The organism is Streptomyces sp. NPDC091387, assembly GCF_044756945.1.
In the GTDB taxonomy this organism is placed as follows: Bacteria; Actinomycetota; Actinomycetes; order Streptomycetales; family Streptomycetaceae; genus Streptomyces.
The window spans coordinates 248,063-263,904 of the sequence record NZ_JBIVTZ010000006.1; the positions used below are offsets into that span (position 1 = coordinate 248,063).

Genomic DNA, 15,842 nt, shown 5'->3' on the forward strand with positions numbered 1-15,842 from the left:
CAGCGGCGTCCGGGTCAGCCGCTGCCCCTGGACGCCGCCGCCCACGCGAGGGAGGTGGGCCCGCCCGGAGTCGCGGAGGCACCGGTGCCGCTGGCGTCACCTCCGCCGCCGTCAACGGAGTTGGGGGAAGAACAGGCGACGCTGGTCGCGTGGTCGTGAGCCGAGTAGACCACCCGGTGCGCCACGTTGAGCTCCACCGGATACTGACCGACACCCATGAGGTTTCCGCCCAGCAGGCGGGGCCGTGCGGCTCGTTGTGCAGGTCGATGCCGATCATCGCGTCGTTGCCCACGTAGCGGGCGGCCGGCGCTTCGAGGTTGGCCAGCCAGGTGGATTGTGGTGCCGTGGGTGGTCCTCGTTCCCGCCGAAGGTTGAAGTTCCTAGCTGCGGTGCGGGAGTTGGTGAATGACGGCCGGCGCCATAGAAGCGATAAAGCAATGGACATGGAGATGGTGTGCGCGGTGTCCAGGAGGTGAAGCCACGCCGCTCGCTCCCTGGCGCCGACCCGTCGGGGACGGGGAGCGGCTGACATCTCTGTACGCACCCGGCACAACCATCCTTGCCGTTCGAGGGTCACATCAAGTGGGAGCAATCCGCTCTCGGGAACACAAGGGGGATATATGCGAAGCATGCGTAATGTCGCGACTGTCGGGGCTCTGGCCACACTGATGCTGGGCACCACGGCCGCGTTCGGCACGATCGCCTCTGCCGCGCCCAATGTCACGCCGCAGGGCGTCTGCGGTGGTTCCTACAAGACGGTGAACTCGGTGCCCGTCGGATCGCTGGGTACCGTCTACCTGACGTACAACTCCGCGAACGGCAAGAACTGCGTCGCGACCATCCGTGCCAACCCGGGGGCGGCCAAGGACATGGCCACGTACATCTTCGTCTCCGACACCGACGACTGGGCCGGGGACTCCGGGAACTACACCTCGTACGCGGGTCCCAGCTACGTCTACGGCAAGGGCCACTGCGTGAGTTGGGGCGGCCACATCGCCAACGTGTACGCGGCGGTGGAGAACTCCAACTGCGCGAAGCTCAAGGAACACCGGGTCACCGAGGTCCGCTGACCCGGCGCGAGGCGACGTCCGTGAGAGCTGCCGTATCCGGCGGACGTCGCCTTCGGCGCGGAGACCGTGCTCGGCCCGATCCCGGCGGGCAGGGAACACTGGCCCCTCTACGCAGGCCCTGCTGTCTCGTCGTCGACGGTGACGCCCACCTGGTCGGCCACGGTGGTGAGGGCCGTTCCCAGCGGGAGCGCGACTCGGGTGACGGCGTGCCGGTCCCCGCGGGTCGGGTCCCGGTTGACGATCAGCACCGGTTTTCCGGCCTGAGCCGCCTGGCGGACGAACCGGAGCCCGGACATCACCGTCAGTGAAGAACCAAGGACCAGAAGCGAGGAAGCCTCGCGGACCAGTTCGCGGCAGTCCTCGACCCGCTGCGGGGGCACCGCCTCGCCGAAGAACACCACGTCCGGTTTGAGGACGCCGTCGCAGACCGTGCAGGCCACCGTACGGAAGTCCCCGATCTGCGCGTCGGTGAGGTCGGCGTCACCATCCGGATTGATCGTGGCGGCCACTGGCTGGAAGCCCGCGTTGGCCTCCTCCAGCCGTCGCGCCAGTTCGTGGCGCGAGGTGAAGGTGCCGCAGGAGAGGCAGACGACCCGGTCCAGGCTTCCGTGGAGTTCCACGACGTCCTCGCTGCCGGCGGCCTGGTGCAGGCCGTCGACGTTCTGTGTGATCAGCCCCGCGAGCAGGCCCTGCCGTCCGAACGCGGCCACGGCCCGGTGCCCGGCGTTGGGGCGGGCGCGGCCGAAGGTGCGCCAGCCGAGGTGGCTGCGCGCCCAGTACCGGCGCCGCGCCTGCGCGCTTGCCGTGAAGTCCTGGTACGTCATCGGAGTGTGCCGGCTCAGGCTCCCGCCCTCGCCCCGGTAGTCGGGGATGCCCGACTCGGTGGAGATACCCGCCCCGCTCAGCACCAGCACGCCGCCGGTGCTCAGGGCATCGGTGATCGGCTCCAGATCCGTGGTGGCGGGCGGCAGGTCCTCGGTGGGGGCCCAGCTCAGAGTGGGGCGCATGCGCATGCCTCAAGGGTACGGAACCGGCTGCCGTCCCCCGCTCGCGGCACCGCCGACGCGGCTCCGCCGGTCGGGAGGGCGAGGTCGGCGCTTTCAGTCCTGCCGCACCACAGGCACCGACGCGCAGCCGCGGAGCCCCGCGTCCCCGCGTGCCCGGCCGGGAGACGTCCCGGTTCCCACTACCCGGCCTTCGAGGACCGCGAGCCAGCCGCCATCGGGCAGGCCGGCCCGCAACCCCTCCTTATCGGCGGGTTCGAGGGCCTTGAGCAAGGCCGGGTCGGGGTTTGTCGGGGGCGCCGCCGCTGCCGCCCGCGATGCTCCCCGGCGCCACTCGGCCACGGTCCGTTCTGCTCCCCGTACCCGTACCCACAGCACGTGCTGGACCACGATCAGCGGACCGAGTGCCGTCAGGAGCGAGAACGCCCCGGTCAGCGCCCCGAGGGCGAACAGCGCACTGACCGCGGCGGACACCGCCAGCCCGATCCCGGCCGCGAGGAGACCGGCGGCCCGCCCGAAGGCCTTGAACGCCACCAGCGGGAAGACCACCAGGAGCAGCAGGTCGCCCAGTCCCAGCGCCACGGGCGGATCACCCCGTGTGACGGCCAGCAGTGGAGCGAACGGCAGCCCCATGACCTGGGCGGCGAACCGGTCTTAAACATCAGACGTAAGATGTCTGACGTTTAAGGTTGTCGTCGAGTGAGGAGTCGCGGATGAGCCACGCCCCAGTGCCCGGAGAGAAGAGGTCGCGTGATCCCGGACAGCAGGGAAGCGAGCACCGCGTGGCTGTCATCGGTGCGGGCGCCATCGCCCGCGACCATGCCACCGCGATCGCGGCCGTTCCGGGAATGCGGCTGACCCACGTCGTCGACCGGCACCCCGAACGGGCCGCCGCGCTGGCCGCGCTCGCCGAGGGCGCCACATGGTCCACCGATCCGGCGACCGCGTGGTCCGACGGCATCGACGTCACCGCGGTGTGCACCTCGCCCGAGTCGCACACCGAACTGTCCGTGTCCGCCCTCGAAGCCGGCCGAGCGGTCCTGCTGGAGAAGCCCGCCGCCCTGAACGTGGCCGACGCCGACCGGATCCTCGCGGCCGCGAAGACGGCCGGCCGGCCCCTGCTGGTGGCCCAGACGGCTCGCTTCCAGCCCGTCCACCTCGAGATGGCCCGAGCGGTCGCCGAAGGCGCGATCGGCACGCCCCGGCTGGCGCACCTCACCTGGTACACCGGGCACGTCTGGCCCGGCGGCTGGCGGGGCTGGCAACTGGACCCGTCCCGTTCCGGCGGCCATGTCGCCCACAACGGCGTGCACGCCCTCGACCTGCTGACCTGGCTCATGGACGACGAACCGGTCCGGGTGTTCGCCCGTCCGTGCCGTACGTGGGCATCCGGGATGCCGACCCCCGACAGTTTCCAGATCCTCGTACGCTTCGCCGGCGGCGCTCTCGCCACCATCGAGCTGTGCTACGCCCTCGTCGCACGCGGCACGTTCGTCCGCCGCCTCATGCTCTCCGGCACGGCCGGCACCTTGCACCACAGCAGCGAGGACGAGCCGCGAGCGCACTCCGCGTCGCCCGTCGCACCCGCGTCGATCGAGGGTGCGATGACCGAGCAGACCAGGCACCTGCGCGATGTGCTCGACGGTGTCGCGGCCCCGCTGACCGCACCGCACCACATACGCGCGGCCCTCGCCGCCGCGCTGGCAGCACAGCTCAGCGCGGACGAAGGCCGCCCCGTCGACGTCAAGGAGGTCTGCTGACATGAGAATCCTCATCGCATCCGGGGTCCGGCACGCCCGTGACTACGTACCGCTGCTGAGGTCCCTGCCCGGCATCGATGTCATCGGTTGTGCGGACACTGCCGACAGCCCCTTCGCCGAGGACAGCGCCGCCCTCGCGGGCGCGACGGACATCCCGCTGCTCGACCTGGACGAGGGCCTCGCCTCCTGCGACATCGCCCTCGTGTGCAGCGAACCCACCCGTCACGTCGACCTCGCGGTGAGAGCGCTCGAAGCGGACCGGCACGTACTCGTCGACAAGCCCGCCGCGACCGACACGCGAGGCGCGCAGCGCCTGTGGGACGCCGCCGACCGCTCGCGCGGGCTGCTCAGCGCCGTGCACCGCCTCTACTCCCCGCAGATCGCTCGCGCCCGGCGCATCGTGGACTCCGGTGCGATCGGTCTGCCCCTGGCCGTCGACGCGGAGTGGCTCGCGGCGGGCGGGCTCGACGGAGCGACCGTCGAGCGCCCTGAACTGGTCTGCGACCCCGCGCTGTCCGGCGGGGGTGAACTGATGAACTTCGGGTGGTATCCGGCTCTGGCGATCCGGCATCTGACCGGCCTGGAGGTGGAGGAGGTCGTCGCGTTCAGCAGCGCAGCGCCCCGAACGCCGCTCTTCGACGGTCCGCACGGTACCTACGGGGTCGAGGACGCGGCGGTCCTCTCGCTCCGGCTGGGCAATGGAGTGGTGGCCACGGCCACCGTGGCCCGCACTCCCGTCGGTGTCGGCCCGGCCCCCGTCTCGTCCACCCTGCGCGTCCTCGGCTCGCACGGTCACGTACTCGCCGACGAGGACGCTCCCTCGGTCGCCGTGCGCGGGGCGGACGGCGTCAGCGTCTCCCGCCAGATCGGCGGGCCCGCCGGGTTGACGGCGCTGCGGCTGCTGTTCACCGAGTTCTGCGACGACATCCGTTACGGGCGCACTCCGCTGGTGACGGCGGCCGATATTCACGCGGCCGTCGCGGTGGTCGAGGCCGCTCTCTCCTCGGCACGCGAGGACGGCGTCCCGGTCGCCCCCGCCGTCCGCACGACTGCCACGGGCGCGGCCTGAGGGGCGTGCGTGACCCGTGCCCGGCGAACCCCGCCCCGACCAGGGGCGGGGTTCGCCGGGAGCTTCCCGCCTCCTGCTGAGGCGGCATGACTCAAACCGGTTCGGGCAGCGGTTCCGGTTGCCGTACCGGGGCGGTCTTCGGTTCCCACCGTTCGGTGGTCCGTACGTAGCCGTGGATCACCGAGGCCATCGCCAGAATGAGAAGTGGACCGAACACCCACGGATGGTTGGCCATCTGCATCGACAGATAGCGGTACGAGACCAGGAGTGCCGCGAAGACGGTCGCACCGTAGGCGACGAGCTGGATACCCGACCGGTCCCAGCCGCGGTCGAGTGCGCGCAGAGCCGCCTCGATCGTGAGCGTGAACACCACGCCGGCGATGATGTCCGCGCCGTAGTGGTAGCCGAAGCCCAGGGTCGCGGCGAGTGTGGCCACCAGCCAGAAAGCGCCCGCGAATTGGAGGAAGCGAGGGCCCTTGCGGGAATGGATGAAGATGGCGGTCGCCCATGCCGTGTGCAGGCTGGGCATGCAGTTGCGCGGCGTGATCTCGTCGAACGACATGTGCTGCGGGGCGATGATCGGCGGCGTCGTGTTCGGCCACAGGTTGGACACCGCCCAGTGTCCGCCGTCGGCGCCGTAGGCGAAGATCGGCCCGACCACCGGGAAGAGCACGTAGATGCCCGGCCCCAGGAGGCCGATGACCAGGAAGGTGCGCACCAGGTGGTGGCCGGGGAAGCGGCGGTCGGCCGCCACGTTGCGCAGCTGGTACAGCGCGACGAAGACCGCGGCCACCGCGAGCTGGGTGTAGACGGAGTCGAGGAAGTGGGCCCCGATCGGGCCGGTGGCCGTGACCATCCGGCCCACCAGCCACGACGGGTTGCCCAGCGCGTGATCGGCGGTTGCCACGTACTGGTCGAGCACTTCCGGACGGGTCTTCGATGTGATGAGCAGCCAGGTGTCACCGGTCTTGCGGCCGGCCACCAGGAGCAGGCCCAGCCCGACGCCCTTCAGCAGCAGGATGCGTTCCGCGCCCGTGCGGCGTGTGACGGCGATGACCGCGTAGCCCAGAATCACCCACAACGCGCCGTTGCCGAAGGGGTGGCCGTGGGTCACCTCGGCGTCGAGCGCCCATCGAACCAGCAGAATGGTGACGTCGATTCCGACCGCGACACCGACCGCGATGAACCGTTGCCGCCAGGTGAGCACCACCATCATCAACGCCATGCTGGCGTAGAGCAGGAAGCCCGACTGGGGGGCGACTATTACCTCTTGCACCTGGGTGGTGATCGGCCCCGGCAGGCCGTAGTGACGCGCGGCGATCTCCAGAGCGATCAGGAAGCCGAGGGTCACCACACCCGCCGTGGCCCACAGTATCGTCCTCGGCTGACGCCACGCGGCGAACGTGATTCTGCTGGTTATTCGCGAAAACACCCGCGATGCTATAGGTATCAATTGTTTGGCCGATTTGCTAGACGTTGGTTGAGTAAGTCACTCTTCGCGCCGGAAAGACCGGTTTTCCGGTGAATGACGGGCGATGAGGGCGCTCGTCGTGAGTTCGAACATGCTAGCGGAGGTACGCGGGTGCGTTCGCTGGTCACGGGTGGTGCGAAGTTGACTCGACCCCGCGCCATGGCCGAGAACGGGGGCGTGGGGGAGGGGGTCGGGAACCGTCAGGCCCGGGCGGGTCGCCAACTGCTTGGCCAGGGGCCGGTGTCCGGTCGCGGCGACCACCTCGTCCACCGGTTGTCGTGCGGGCGTGGCAGGTACGCCGTGCTGCGCGTGGCATCGGCCCGGGCCGGATATGACCGGCCTGTTCTGCCGCCGGTTGATCTTCAGGAGTCCGCGCAACCCCCGATGATCAAGCGGTGGCTGCTGGTGCGCCGCTGTGGATCCGGGCGTGTTACGGCTGATCCGGGGTGGTGTCCGGGGTGTCGTGGCCGTCGAGGAAGCCATGCAGCACAGCGGCCTCCGCGCGCAGGCGCGCGACCCGGTCCGCGTGAGCGGGTGCCTTCAACTGTGCTGCCACGTCGAGTCGTTCCGCCGCCTCGGCTCGCACGATGTCCGTCACGTCGCGCTCGCTCAGCTCACGTCGCACTGCCTCGGTGACGCCGACGCCGACCGGTGACTCCTCGAGGGACGGACCCCGTGACCCGGCTTCGTCCACGGGCACCGCCTCCGCGTTGTCCAGCGCCGAGAGCGTCGCGCGCAGAGCGCTCACCGCGACCTTGTCGCGGGCGCGCATCGCATCCGGGAGGGCCTGGCGCATTCGCCTACGTAGAGACATGACAGGACCCTATGACCGTTGCTGCCGGCCCTCACAACGGGGATCCCCACAGGGCGGACTTCTCCCCGGAAACACTGATTTGCTCAGCTTCGACAGCTCATGCGCACACGCACGACCGGGCGCCGCACCCAAGTGATCCGGTCGAACCGGTCCGCGACCGCGGTGGCCACGGGGGTGTCGGGTGAGGCGCCCGGCCGGTTGCTCACTGGTCTTCCCAGTCCCATGAATCGAAGAAGGCCGCCGTGCCCGTACGACGAGCCTCCATCACGGCCTCCAGCCGGGCGAAGTCCCGCCGTGGCATGAGCGGCTGCCATTCAGGAAGGGGCAGGACGCGTGCGTCGTCGTGTTCGGCCGGGTCCAGGACCACGGACCGGATCTGGTCGGAAGTCAGCCGGCCGCCCTCGAAGACGAAGCCGATCGTGGCGTAGGGCCATTCCTTTCCCGGCTGGCCGAAAATGGACGCGAGGAGCTTCGCGGGACCCTCGAAGGCGATTCCGGTCTCTTCGCGGCACTCCCTCAGGGCCGTCTCCCACGGCCGCTCGCCCGGATCCATGGTCCCGCCGACCAACTGCCACGGGTGGGTCCTGGAATACACCGCCCTCAGCTGCAGCGGGTTGTCGTGCTCGTCGGTGAAGAGCAGGCACGCGAACGCGGTCGCCTTCAGCACCGTCTCGGCGTACTGCTCGGCGGGCATCCACGCCGGGCTCACACTCTGGCGGCCGTGCCCCGCCTGCGGCTGGACGCCCTTCGCGAGAATGCGGGGTTCCTCATGAACATGGTTCGCGGTCAAGAGCTCTGATCCTTCTGAACGATGACGGGATTCCGAGGTGGCAGCGCGGCCCGCTCGGCTCTGGTGGGCGAGGATCATGCGGTGTGCCCAGGCGCACATGGTCAGCTGCTCCATCGTCTCCACGTCGAACCAACGGAACATGATGCCGTCGGTGACGGGCAGGGCCTCGGCGGCGTCGTCCCGCTGTCCGACATAGACCTGAATATGCCCTTCGGAGACGTGTGGCCCGGTCGCTCGGGTGCGTGCGAAGGGCACCAGACCGGGGATGGCCAGCCCCGTCTCCCTCGTGAATCTCACGGACGATGGCCTCGTCGAGCGACTCCGCGTGCGGGGACGGGAGCCCGCCGGTTGATGTGGGGGGCTCCGTACCTCTCCCGTGCTGCGGTGTTCGCCTGTTCCGGTTCCGTCTTCGGCTCCGTTGGGGTGTCAGGTGAGTTCGTGGGCGAGGTCCCGGCCGGTGGAAGGCGCCCGGCGCTATGCGCGTTCCGGGACGGGTGGTGTGCCGGGGTGCGGAACGGTGGCACGGGGCTGCGCCGCGTACTGGGCCGCCTGAGTGGCGAACATGGCGGCGTAGCGCCCCTGAGCGGCCATGAGCTCGTCGTGGCTGCCGTGTTCGGTGAGGCGGCCCCGGTTGAGGACGTAGATGGTGTCGGCGTGGCGGACACCGGACATGCGATGGGTGACGAGCACGACGGCACGGTGCGGCGCCGCAAGCCGGCGGATGGCGTCGAAGGCGGCGATCTCCGCTTCGGGATCGAGGGCGGAGGTGGGTTCGTCGACGATCAGCACACTGTCCGCCGGACAGGTTTCGGTACGCCAGTGGGTGCGGGCCAGACCGATCTTCTGCCACTCGCCGCCGGAGAGTTCGCTGGCACCCCGGAACACACGGGCCAGCAGACTGCTCAGGCCGTGAGGGAGTTTCGCGATGACGGGGGCCGCGCCGGCGTAGTCGACGGAGGGCTGGAGTTCCTCGTGCTCGGCGTGCCGGTCGGGGCGGCCGATGCGGATGTTGAGGGCGGCGGTGACCGGCCAGCGCTGGAAATCCTGGGTCAGCAGGGCCACCCGGTCGAACAGCCGCGAGCGGTCGAGGCCGGAGAGCTCGTGCGTGCCCCAGTACACCGTGCCGTCCTGGGGCAGCAGCAGGCCGGCGAGAACCTTCATCAGAGTGCTCTTGCCCGAACCGTTCTCGCCCACGACCGCGGTCACCGACCCCATGGGAAGCGTGATCGAGACCCCGTCCAACGCGGGGGCGTCGCGGTCCGGGTAGCGGTAGGTGACGTCGTTGAGCACGACGTGGCCCACCCGCTCCGGGAGGTGCTGCCCGCCGTCGGGGATGGCTCGTTGCGCGGCCTCGGCCAGGAACCGGTCGTGGTCCCGCACATAGAGGCTCTCCTCGTGCAGCTGGTTGATGTTCATGACCAGCGCCCCCAGACTCGCCGACCCGGACCGCACGGCGATCACCGCGGTCCCGGCGACGGCCAGGCTCATGTGGCCGGCCATGATCAGCCAGAGCATCACTCCGTACGTACCGGCCATCGCCAGGCCGGACAGTGCGGCAGCCACGAGTTCGGTGATCGCCTTGCCGTTCGCGAGCCGCTTCTGCTCGGCCTCCGCGCTCTCCGCCATGCCGCGGTACCGGTCCAGCAGGAACGCACCGACGGCGTGGATCCGCACCTCCTGCGCCGCGCTGCGCTCGGTCAGCAGGTTCCCGATCAGACGGCTGGCTCGCACGTGTTCGACCCACGTCATCACCGACACGTACCGCTCCTGAGCCACGCGCATCGCTCCCCAGCCCCGCGGGGCCGCGATCAGCAGCAGCATCGGAAGCAGCGCCGGGTGCAGGACGGTCAGGATGCTCGCCGTCGCGATCAAGGAGATCGTGCCGTTGAGGGCGGCCACGCAGGCGCCGATCATGCGCCGGGCGGAGGCGGCCCCGTACTGGGCCACATCGATCAGGCGGCGAAACTCCGGATCCTCGATCGCCTCCAGTTCGACCACCGTGGCCGCAGCCAAGTACTCCGTCGTCGCGGTCCTCTCGACCAGCGGCTCCAGACGACCTGCCCGTGACGTGGACAGGCCGGCGAGGCCCGCGTTCACCACGGCGACCACCGCGCCGACGACCAGCGCGGGCACCGCCACATGCAGCCGGTCGACGGGTTCCCCGCTGCCCAGCAGGGCATGCATCACGGAGTTGACGGCCAGAAGCCCCACGGCGGCCGCGATGCCCTGCCCGATCTCGCTGAGGCCGACGACGAGCAGCGCGGGCCGGTCGGCCGCCCATGCCCGGCGCAGTGTGCTGCCGACCAGCCGCGGCATGGCCCGGATCGCCGAGACCATCGTCAGATCCAGCCTGGCGTGCTCGTGCTCGGCGAAGCCCATGTCGTAGCGCAGCGGGCCGCCGAACAACTCCTGCTCGGCCGCGGAGATGGCCGGCTCGACCATCCGGACCCGGCGTAAGTACTTCCTCACGTGCTGCCTCCTCGGGCGGTGGCCGTCCGGGTGGGAGGCCGGGTTCGACGGGCTTGCGGTGAGCGTGCGAATGATCGCCACGGGTGCGGGGGGTGACGGCGCGGCCCGGAGGGCGCTCCCTCGGCGCTCAGAGCAGACCGTTGGATTTGCCGGGCTGCGCGTTGTGCGAGTTCGCTCCCGTCCAGGGCCGCGCGACGCATGCGGCTCCGAGCCGCCCCCCACTACCCACCCCGACGCTACCGACGGACCGAGGGCCGAGTCGGCGAATCCGGATGCGTCCTTCGATGGTGTGATGTGTGCGGCCGGTGCCGCCGCGTACCGGTCTCGCCGTGGCGGCATCCCCGTTCCGGTCGGCGCAGCAAAGCGGCGCCCGCCGGAACGGACGCCGCGAAGCACTGGCTTTCCAGAGGAGGGGAGCGGGCGGACGGGACTTCGGAGAGGCGACGGGCCCGGACCCGGAAGGCGGGGGAAGGCGCTCAGGCGCCGCGCTGAACCGGACCGACCAGGGTGCCGCTGGCCACCGTAAGCTTGCCTTCGGCGACGGACGTGCCCGGGATCTCCCCGCCCGGGGCGCGGAGCGTGAAGGACGCCTCGTCCGCGGCGACGCCACGGACGTTGTCGGGAACCTGGATGTCGAAGTGCACCGGGTGCCCCGGGCCGAAGGTCACCGCGGTCCGCTGGTTGCCGTAACGGCCGGCGGTGATCCTGTCCTCCGAGCCGTGGTTCGAGAACCGCACACCGGTGGGCGAACCGGCCAGCCGGCACGGGGCGTACCCGCGCGGCGCGGTCAGGGTGACGCGGTAGTGGCGGTGTCCCGCGCTGCTGGGCGCCTTGGTGATCTTCGCGAGGTGGTTGGCCGGACGGCATGCGGAGGGTGCGGTGCCGGCGGCCTTCACGGACGCGGCCTGCGCCGTTTCCCCACCCGCAGCGCCCAACAGAGCTGTGGCGGCGAAGGCGACGGCGATCTTCCGGGCGGTACGCATCATGAACCTTCCCTGCTGTGCTTGATGGCCCTACGGGTGAGTCTCCGTCAGGAGCATGGCCTGGAGGACGCGTGGCCCTCGTTCTCACCCTCACGGGGGTTGTTCCAGGGCTATCACGGTGGTGCCACCAGGACGTGTAACCCAAACGGCTCGTGGTGGTTCGACCACGCGCCCGGCGGACGGGCCCGCGAGACGTGTCCGGCTTCGGCTCTCGGCCCCGGGCGCGTTCCTCGTCAGGGCGGTCTTCTCTCCGCCCGTCGTCGCCGCTGGTGTCCTTCTCTGCCTGACCCGCCGTTCAGGCTCGAACTCCCGATCTCAGCACTCAACGTTTCTGCCGGCGCTGGAGCCGACGCCGACGCGGCCTTCGATTCCGCGCCGGCGTCACCTGGACGACTCCTGGCGGTGGGGAGCGGAACCCTCTCGACGGGCGCCGCCCGCCCGGACCGTCCCACCGCGCGGCGGAAGGTTCACGGTGGCCCCGCGGCACGGGCTCCGTCGTACCGCAGCGGATCTCTCCCGTACCGCACCGGATTTCCGCCGTAAGGCACGGTGGTCTCGCCGCACCGGGGCGGATCGGACCGGAACCGCCTCCTACCGTTCCGCGCTGCGGACGCCCGGCGCGGCGGCCATCTTCCTGGCAGCGGCTCCCGCCCGGGCCGGGGTGGCCATGGTCGGCTTCGGCATCGTCTGGCTGGTCCATGCAGAGACCGGGTCCTTCGGGGTGGCCGGCCTGGTCACCGGCTCCTTCGCCGCGGCGGAGACCCTGGTGGGCCCGCAGGCGGCCCGTCTGATGGACCGTTTCGGGCAGCCGCGCGTCCTCGTCCCCCCTCCTGTGCGCCCACGCCGACGCGATCGCCGCCCTGGTCGCACTGGCCCTGACGGGGGCGCCCGTCGTGGCGCTCATGGCGGCCGGTCTCGCCGCAGGGGCGACCAACTCGGCCTTGCCCTGCTGCTGCCCGGCGCGGGCGTCGCGCCCTGCGTCATCGTCTCCTCGACGCTGGTCGACTCAGTCATGGACCGGTCGGTCCTGACCCAGGCCTTCACCTGGACGAACTCCGCGAGCGCGGCAGGCATCGCCGTTTCCGCCGCGGCGGTCGGTCGACTCGTCGACGGTCCGGGCGGCACCCGAACCGGATTCGCCGTCCCGCTCCTCGTCCTGACCGCGACGGCAGTTCTGACCTGGTCCGGCCGTCACGCCCTCACCACGGCCGACAAGGCTTCCGGGCAGTCGGCAGCCACTGCCCCCGGACCGGTTGTCGAGCGCACCCCTTCCCGTTCTGTTCAACTCCAGCCCTGCGAAAGAGACACACGGTCTCCTGAGCGTTGACATGTCTCCTACCGAGCCCTCAGGCTCGCCTGATGACAACGTTGTCTGCAGAGAAGAGGCGAGTCGTGCGGGTGTTCAGGAGACGTGGGCGAGGTGCGGGGGCCGGTGCCGTCGTAGCGGTGCTCGTGGCAGGGTCGCTCGTCGCGGGGTCCGCCTCGGCTGCCTCGGCCGACGTGGTGGACAAGGCAGGTGCGGCGTCGGAGGTGGGTGGGTACTGGGCCACGTCCTACGAGCCCGGGACGCCCCGGCCCGCCGGGTTCCCGGCTCAGGGGGCGGCGCGGAACCTGCGCGGCGAGACCACCCGGATCACCACCACCGTGCGCGACGTACGCTCCGATCACCCCAACGACACGAGTGCGCAGGAAGGCGTCGGCAGCCTCGCCGATCAGGACCCGGGCACCAAGTGGTACGCGCGTGACAGCGGCCGGCCCACCGGGGAAGAACCCGTGTACGCGCTCTACACCCTGCGCACCCCGGCGGCCGTCACCGGCTACTCGCTCACCTCCGCGAACGACGCGCCGCCGCGCGACCCGGCCGCGTGGACCGTCCTCGGGAGCGACAGCGACTCCGCCGGAAGGGACGCGGACGACTCCTCCTGGAAGGTCCTGGACCAGGAGAAGGGGCAGCGCTTCGGCGCCGGTGGGCAGAGCAACTTCTACCCGATCGGCACCTCGCACGCGTACCGCCACTACCAGCTCCGCATCACCGACAACTGCGCCGACCGGTGCCAGGGTTCGGCCGGTGACGGCGATAAGCTCCAGCTCGCCGACTGGACCCTGCGCAGTTCCGCGGGCTCCCCGGCCTCGGCACTCGGCGTCGCGGTCGAGAACGCCGACTCCGTGGGCGCGGCGGACGGTTCGGCCGCGCTGCGGTACGCGGGCCGCGTACTCGCCCCCGGACCTGCCTCCTCCACGGTGGTCCTGCGCTCCGGCCTCGATGTCCCGCTCGTGCGCAAGTCGAGGCTGAGCTACGCGATCCGCCCGGACGACGCCGCCTCGGCCCACGTCGCACTCGACGTCGTCTACACCGACCCGGACGGCCGGCACCCCCGCACCCACGAGGCGAGCACGAGTAGCAGAACACCCGTCCCGGGGGAGTGGAACACCGTATCGGCCGACCTCGGCGCGCTCGCCGGGAAGCGCGTCAGCGAGATCCGGCTGCGCTACGAGGACGCGCACGCCAAGTCCGGTGCCGAGCCCACGGGCTGGATCGACGATCTCAGCATCGGCAAGGCGGTCGTCGACCCCTCGACCTCCTGGAGCTACCTCGACACCCCCGGCGTCGACCCGGCGCGCGGGGACGAGAACCGCACGGCGTGGACCAAGGCCGGCTTCGACGCGGGCGACGTTCCCTGGAAGACGGCCACCGGTCCCTTCGGCGCGAAGAACGACGGCACCGACCTCGGGGCCGGCTTTCCCGTCCGCACCAAGCTGAGGCTCCGCAAGGACACGGGGGACAGCGCCGAGGCGTACTTCTTCCGGACGTCCTTCTCGATGGACCGCACCTCCCTCGACGCGATCACCGGACTCCTCGGAACGGTTGTCTACGACGACACCGTGACCGTGTACCTCAACGGCCGTCGCATCGCCGGCCACGGCGACGGGAAGATCGAGAAGAACCTCCAGTACGAGACCCCGGACGGTACCTCCGGCGAGGGCGACCCGGCCACCGCCCGCTTCGGCGTGCCCGCCTCGGCCCTGCGCGTGGGCACCAACACCCTGGCCGTCGAGGTACACCAGTGCAACAGCACCAGCTCCGACGTCTACCTCGGGCTCGGCTCGCTCACACAGACCGCCGGCTCCCTGCCCTTCACCGACGAGCAACTGGGCACCTCCTACGCCTCCGACACCCAGCCCACCGCGCCCGGCGGCGGTGACTACTTCACCTGGCTGCTGCGCTCGTTCGACGCCGCGCGGAACACCCCGTCCGTCATGGGAGCCAACGAGGCACTGCCGAAGGGAACGACGTACGAGGAACTGGCCGCGCTCAACGACCGGACCGTCGTCGACATCAACAACGCCCCCTCCGCGCGCACCGATCCCCAGGTGCACAAGGCACTTGTGGACGGAGCGAACAGCCCCTACCGAACGATGGCGGACGGACTGGGCGCCACCCTCGGCCGACTCTACGAGCAGGCACTGAAGAACGGCGAACTACCCAAGACGCAGACGCTGTTGTCCGGACGTGTCGAACACACCCCGGACTCCCCGGCCGACTGGTACCAGAACGCCAAGAACAACTACCGGTACAAGCGCCCCTTCGTCCGCATGGGATTCACCGACGAGGAGGGGCTCATCGAGCCGTGGGACAGCGCCGGCAGCTACGGCGGTCTCGCGGGAGACGGCTCCTTCCCGAGCGGGCACACCAGCCACGGCTACGCGCAGGGCATCGTCCTCGCCACCCTGCTGCCCGAACTGGCACCGCAGATCCTGGCGCGGGCCTCCGAGTACGGCAACAACCGCATCCTGCTGGCCTTCCACTATCCGACCGACATCATGGGCGGCCGGATCGTCGGCGAGCAGACCGCCCAGCTGCGGTGGTCCGACCCCGGGTTCCGCGACCTCCTGGAGCAGGCCAAGGCGGAGCTGGAAGCCGTCCTCGTGCAGAAATGCCGAGAGGCCGGTGCGGGCGCTTCGCTCACGCGGTGCGCCGACGGCGCGAAGCCGTATCTGCCCACGGCCGAGGCGCTCAGGGTGTACAAGGAGCGGATGACGTACGGCTTCCCGCACATCGGCGCGGAGGGCCGGCCGCCGGCCGTTCCGGCCGGGGCGCAGGACCTGCTGCGCACGGCGCACCCGAAGCTCACCGACGCCCAGCGGCGTACCGTCCTCGCCGCCACCCAGATCCCCTCCGGCTCGGTGCTCGACGAGCATGGTGACGGGGGGAGTTGGCAGCGCATCGACCTCGCGGGCGCGATGGCCGCGAAGGTCACCGCGCACCGGGACGGGACCCTCACCGTCGACGGGGTGCGCGTGAACGCCGAGGGCGCCCGGCTCGGACAGTAGTCACCGTCCCGTGGGGCCCGACCGTCGCTCGGCCGGGCCCCACGGCAGCCGGCGCACCTCCCGGGATCCGGCGGAGCGGG

12 protein-coding genes and 1 pseudogene are annotated in these 15,842 nt (G+C 70.7%); 5 read left to right on the forward strand and 8 right to left on the reverse strand.

Annotation, left to right across the window (positions count from 1 at the left end):
- Window positions 1-125: 125 nt before the first annotated feature.
- Window positions 126-340: pseudogene (locus ACIQM0_RS14870) on the reverse strand (endoglucanase); the annotation flags it as partial.
- 280 nt (window positions 341-620) lie between these two features.
- Between ACIQM0_RS14870 and ACIQM0_RS14875 the strand changes: the two are divergent.
- Window positions 621-1,070: a spore-associated protein gene (locus ACIQM0_RS14875; RefSeq protein WP_401286317.1), complete on the forward strand. Its 450-nt coding sequence runs from the start codon at window positions 621-623 to the stop codon at window positions 1,068-1,070.
- Between the two features lie 107 nt (window positions 1,071-1,177).
- Here the strand turns inward: ACIQM0_RS14875 and ACIQM0_RS14880 are convergent, their stop codons facing one another.
- Both ACIQM0_RS14880 and ACIQM0_RS14885 read right to left on the reverse strand, forming a co-directional pair.
- A complete protein-coding gene (locus ACIQM0_RS14880; protein WP_401286318.1) occupies window positions 1,178-2,083 on the reverse strand; it encodes an NAD-dependent protein deacetylase in 906 nt (301 codons plus the stop codon).
- Window positions 2,084-2,170: 87 nt separating this feature from the next.
- Window positions 2,171-2,656, reverse strand: coding sequence for a hypothetical protein (locus ACIQM0_RS14885; RefSeq protein ID WP_401286319.1), 486 nt, complete (start codon window positions 2,654-2,656; stop codon window positions 2,171-2,173).
- 131 nt (window positions 2,657-2,787) lie between these two features.
- On the opposite strand from ACIQM0_RS14885, the gene ACIQM0_RS14890 reads away from it, so the two are divergent.
- Together ACIQM0_RS14890 and ACIQM0_RS14895 are read left to right on the forward strand one after the other, a co-directional pair.
- Window positions 2,788-3,834 carry a Gfo/Idh/MocA family protein gene (locus ACIQM0_RS14890; protein WP_401286320.1) on the forward strand — a complete coding sequence of 349 codons (1,047 nt, stop codon included), beginning with the start codon at window positions 2,788-2,790 and terminating at the stop codon, window positions 3,832-3,834.
- A 1-nt stretch (window position 3,835) separates the two neighbouring features.
- Window positions 3,836-4,903 (forward strand): Gfo/Idh/MocA family protein, encoded by a 1,068-nt coding sequence (locus ACIQM0_RS14895; RefSeq protein WP_401286321.1) that lies wholly within the window; start codon window positions 3,836-3,838, stop codon window positions 4,901-4,903.
- A 91-nt stretch (window positions 4,904-4,994) separates the two neighbouring features.
- Here the strand turns inward: ACIQM0_RS14895 and ACIQM0_RS14900 are convergent, their stop codons facing one another.
- The 5 genes from ACIQM0_RS14900 to ACIQM0_RS14920 all read right to left on the reverse strand — a co-directional run bounded on the left by ACIQM0_RS14900 (window position 4,995) and on the right by ACIQM0_RS14920 (window position 11,433).
- Window positions 4,995-6,257 (reverse strand): phosphatase PAP2 family protein, encoded by a 1,263-nt coding sequence (locus ACIQM0_RS14900; RefSeq protein ID WP_401286458.1) that lies wholly within the window; start codon window positions 6,255-6,257, stop codon window positions 4,995-4,997.
- 547 nt (window positions 6,258-6,804) lie between these two features.
- Entirely contained in the window at window positions 6,805-7,146 is a 342-nt protein-coding gene (locus tag ACIQM0_RS14905; RefSeq protein WP_401286459.1) for a hypothetical protein, read from the reverse strand.
- 244 nt (window positions 7,147-7,390) lie between these two features.
- The gene (locus ACIQM0_RS14910) at window positions 7,391-8,275 is read right to left on the reverse strand and encodes an NUDIX domain-containing protein (RefSeq protein WP_401286322.1); all 885 of its coding nucleotides are present in this window, start codon (window positions 8,273-8,275) and stop codon (window positions 7,391-7,393) included.
- 177 nt (window positions 8,276-8,452) lie between these two features.
- A complete protein-coding gene (locus tag ACIQM0_RS14915; RefSeq protein ID WP_401286461.1) occupies window positions 8,453-10,420 on the reverse strand; it encodes an ABC transporter ATP-binding protein in 1,968 nt (655 codons plus the stop codon).
- A gap of 503 nt (window positions 10,421-10,923) precedes the next feature.
- Window positions 10,924-11,433 carry a DUF4232 domain-containing protein gene (locus ACIQM0_RS14920; protein ID WP_401286323.1) on the reverse strand — a complete coding sequence of 170 codons (510 nt, stop codon included), beginning with the start codon at window positions 11,431-11,433 and terminating at the stop codon, window positions 10,924-10,926.
- 469 nt (window positions 11,434-11,902) lie between these two features.
- Between ACIQM0_RS14920 and ACIQM0_RS14925 the strand changes: the two genes are divergently transcribed.
- The gene (locus ACIQM0_RS14925; protein WP_401286324.1) at window positions 11,903-12,757 is read left to right on the forward strand and encodes a hypothetical protein; all 855 of its coding nucleotides are present in this window, start codon (window positions 11,903-11,905) and stop codon (window positions 12,755-12,757) included.
- Between the two features lie 32 nt (window positions 12,758-12,789).
- Window positions 12,790-15,762, forward strand: a complete 2,973-nt coding sequence (locus tag ACIQM0_RS14930; RefSeq protein WP_401286325.1) for a phosphatase PAP2 family protein — start codon at window positions 12,790-12,792, stop codon at window positions 15,760-15,762.
- Window positions 15,763-15,842 lie beyond the last annotated feature (80 nt).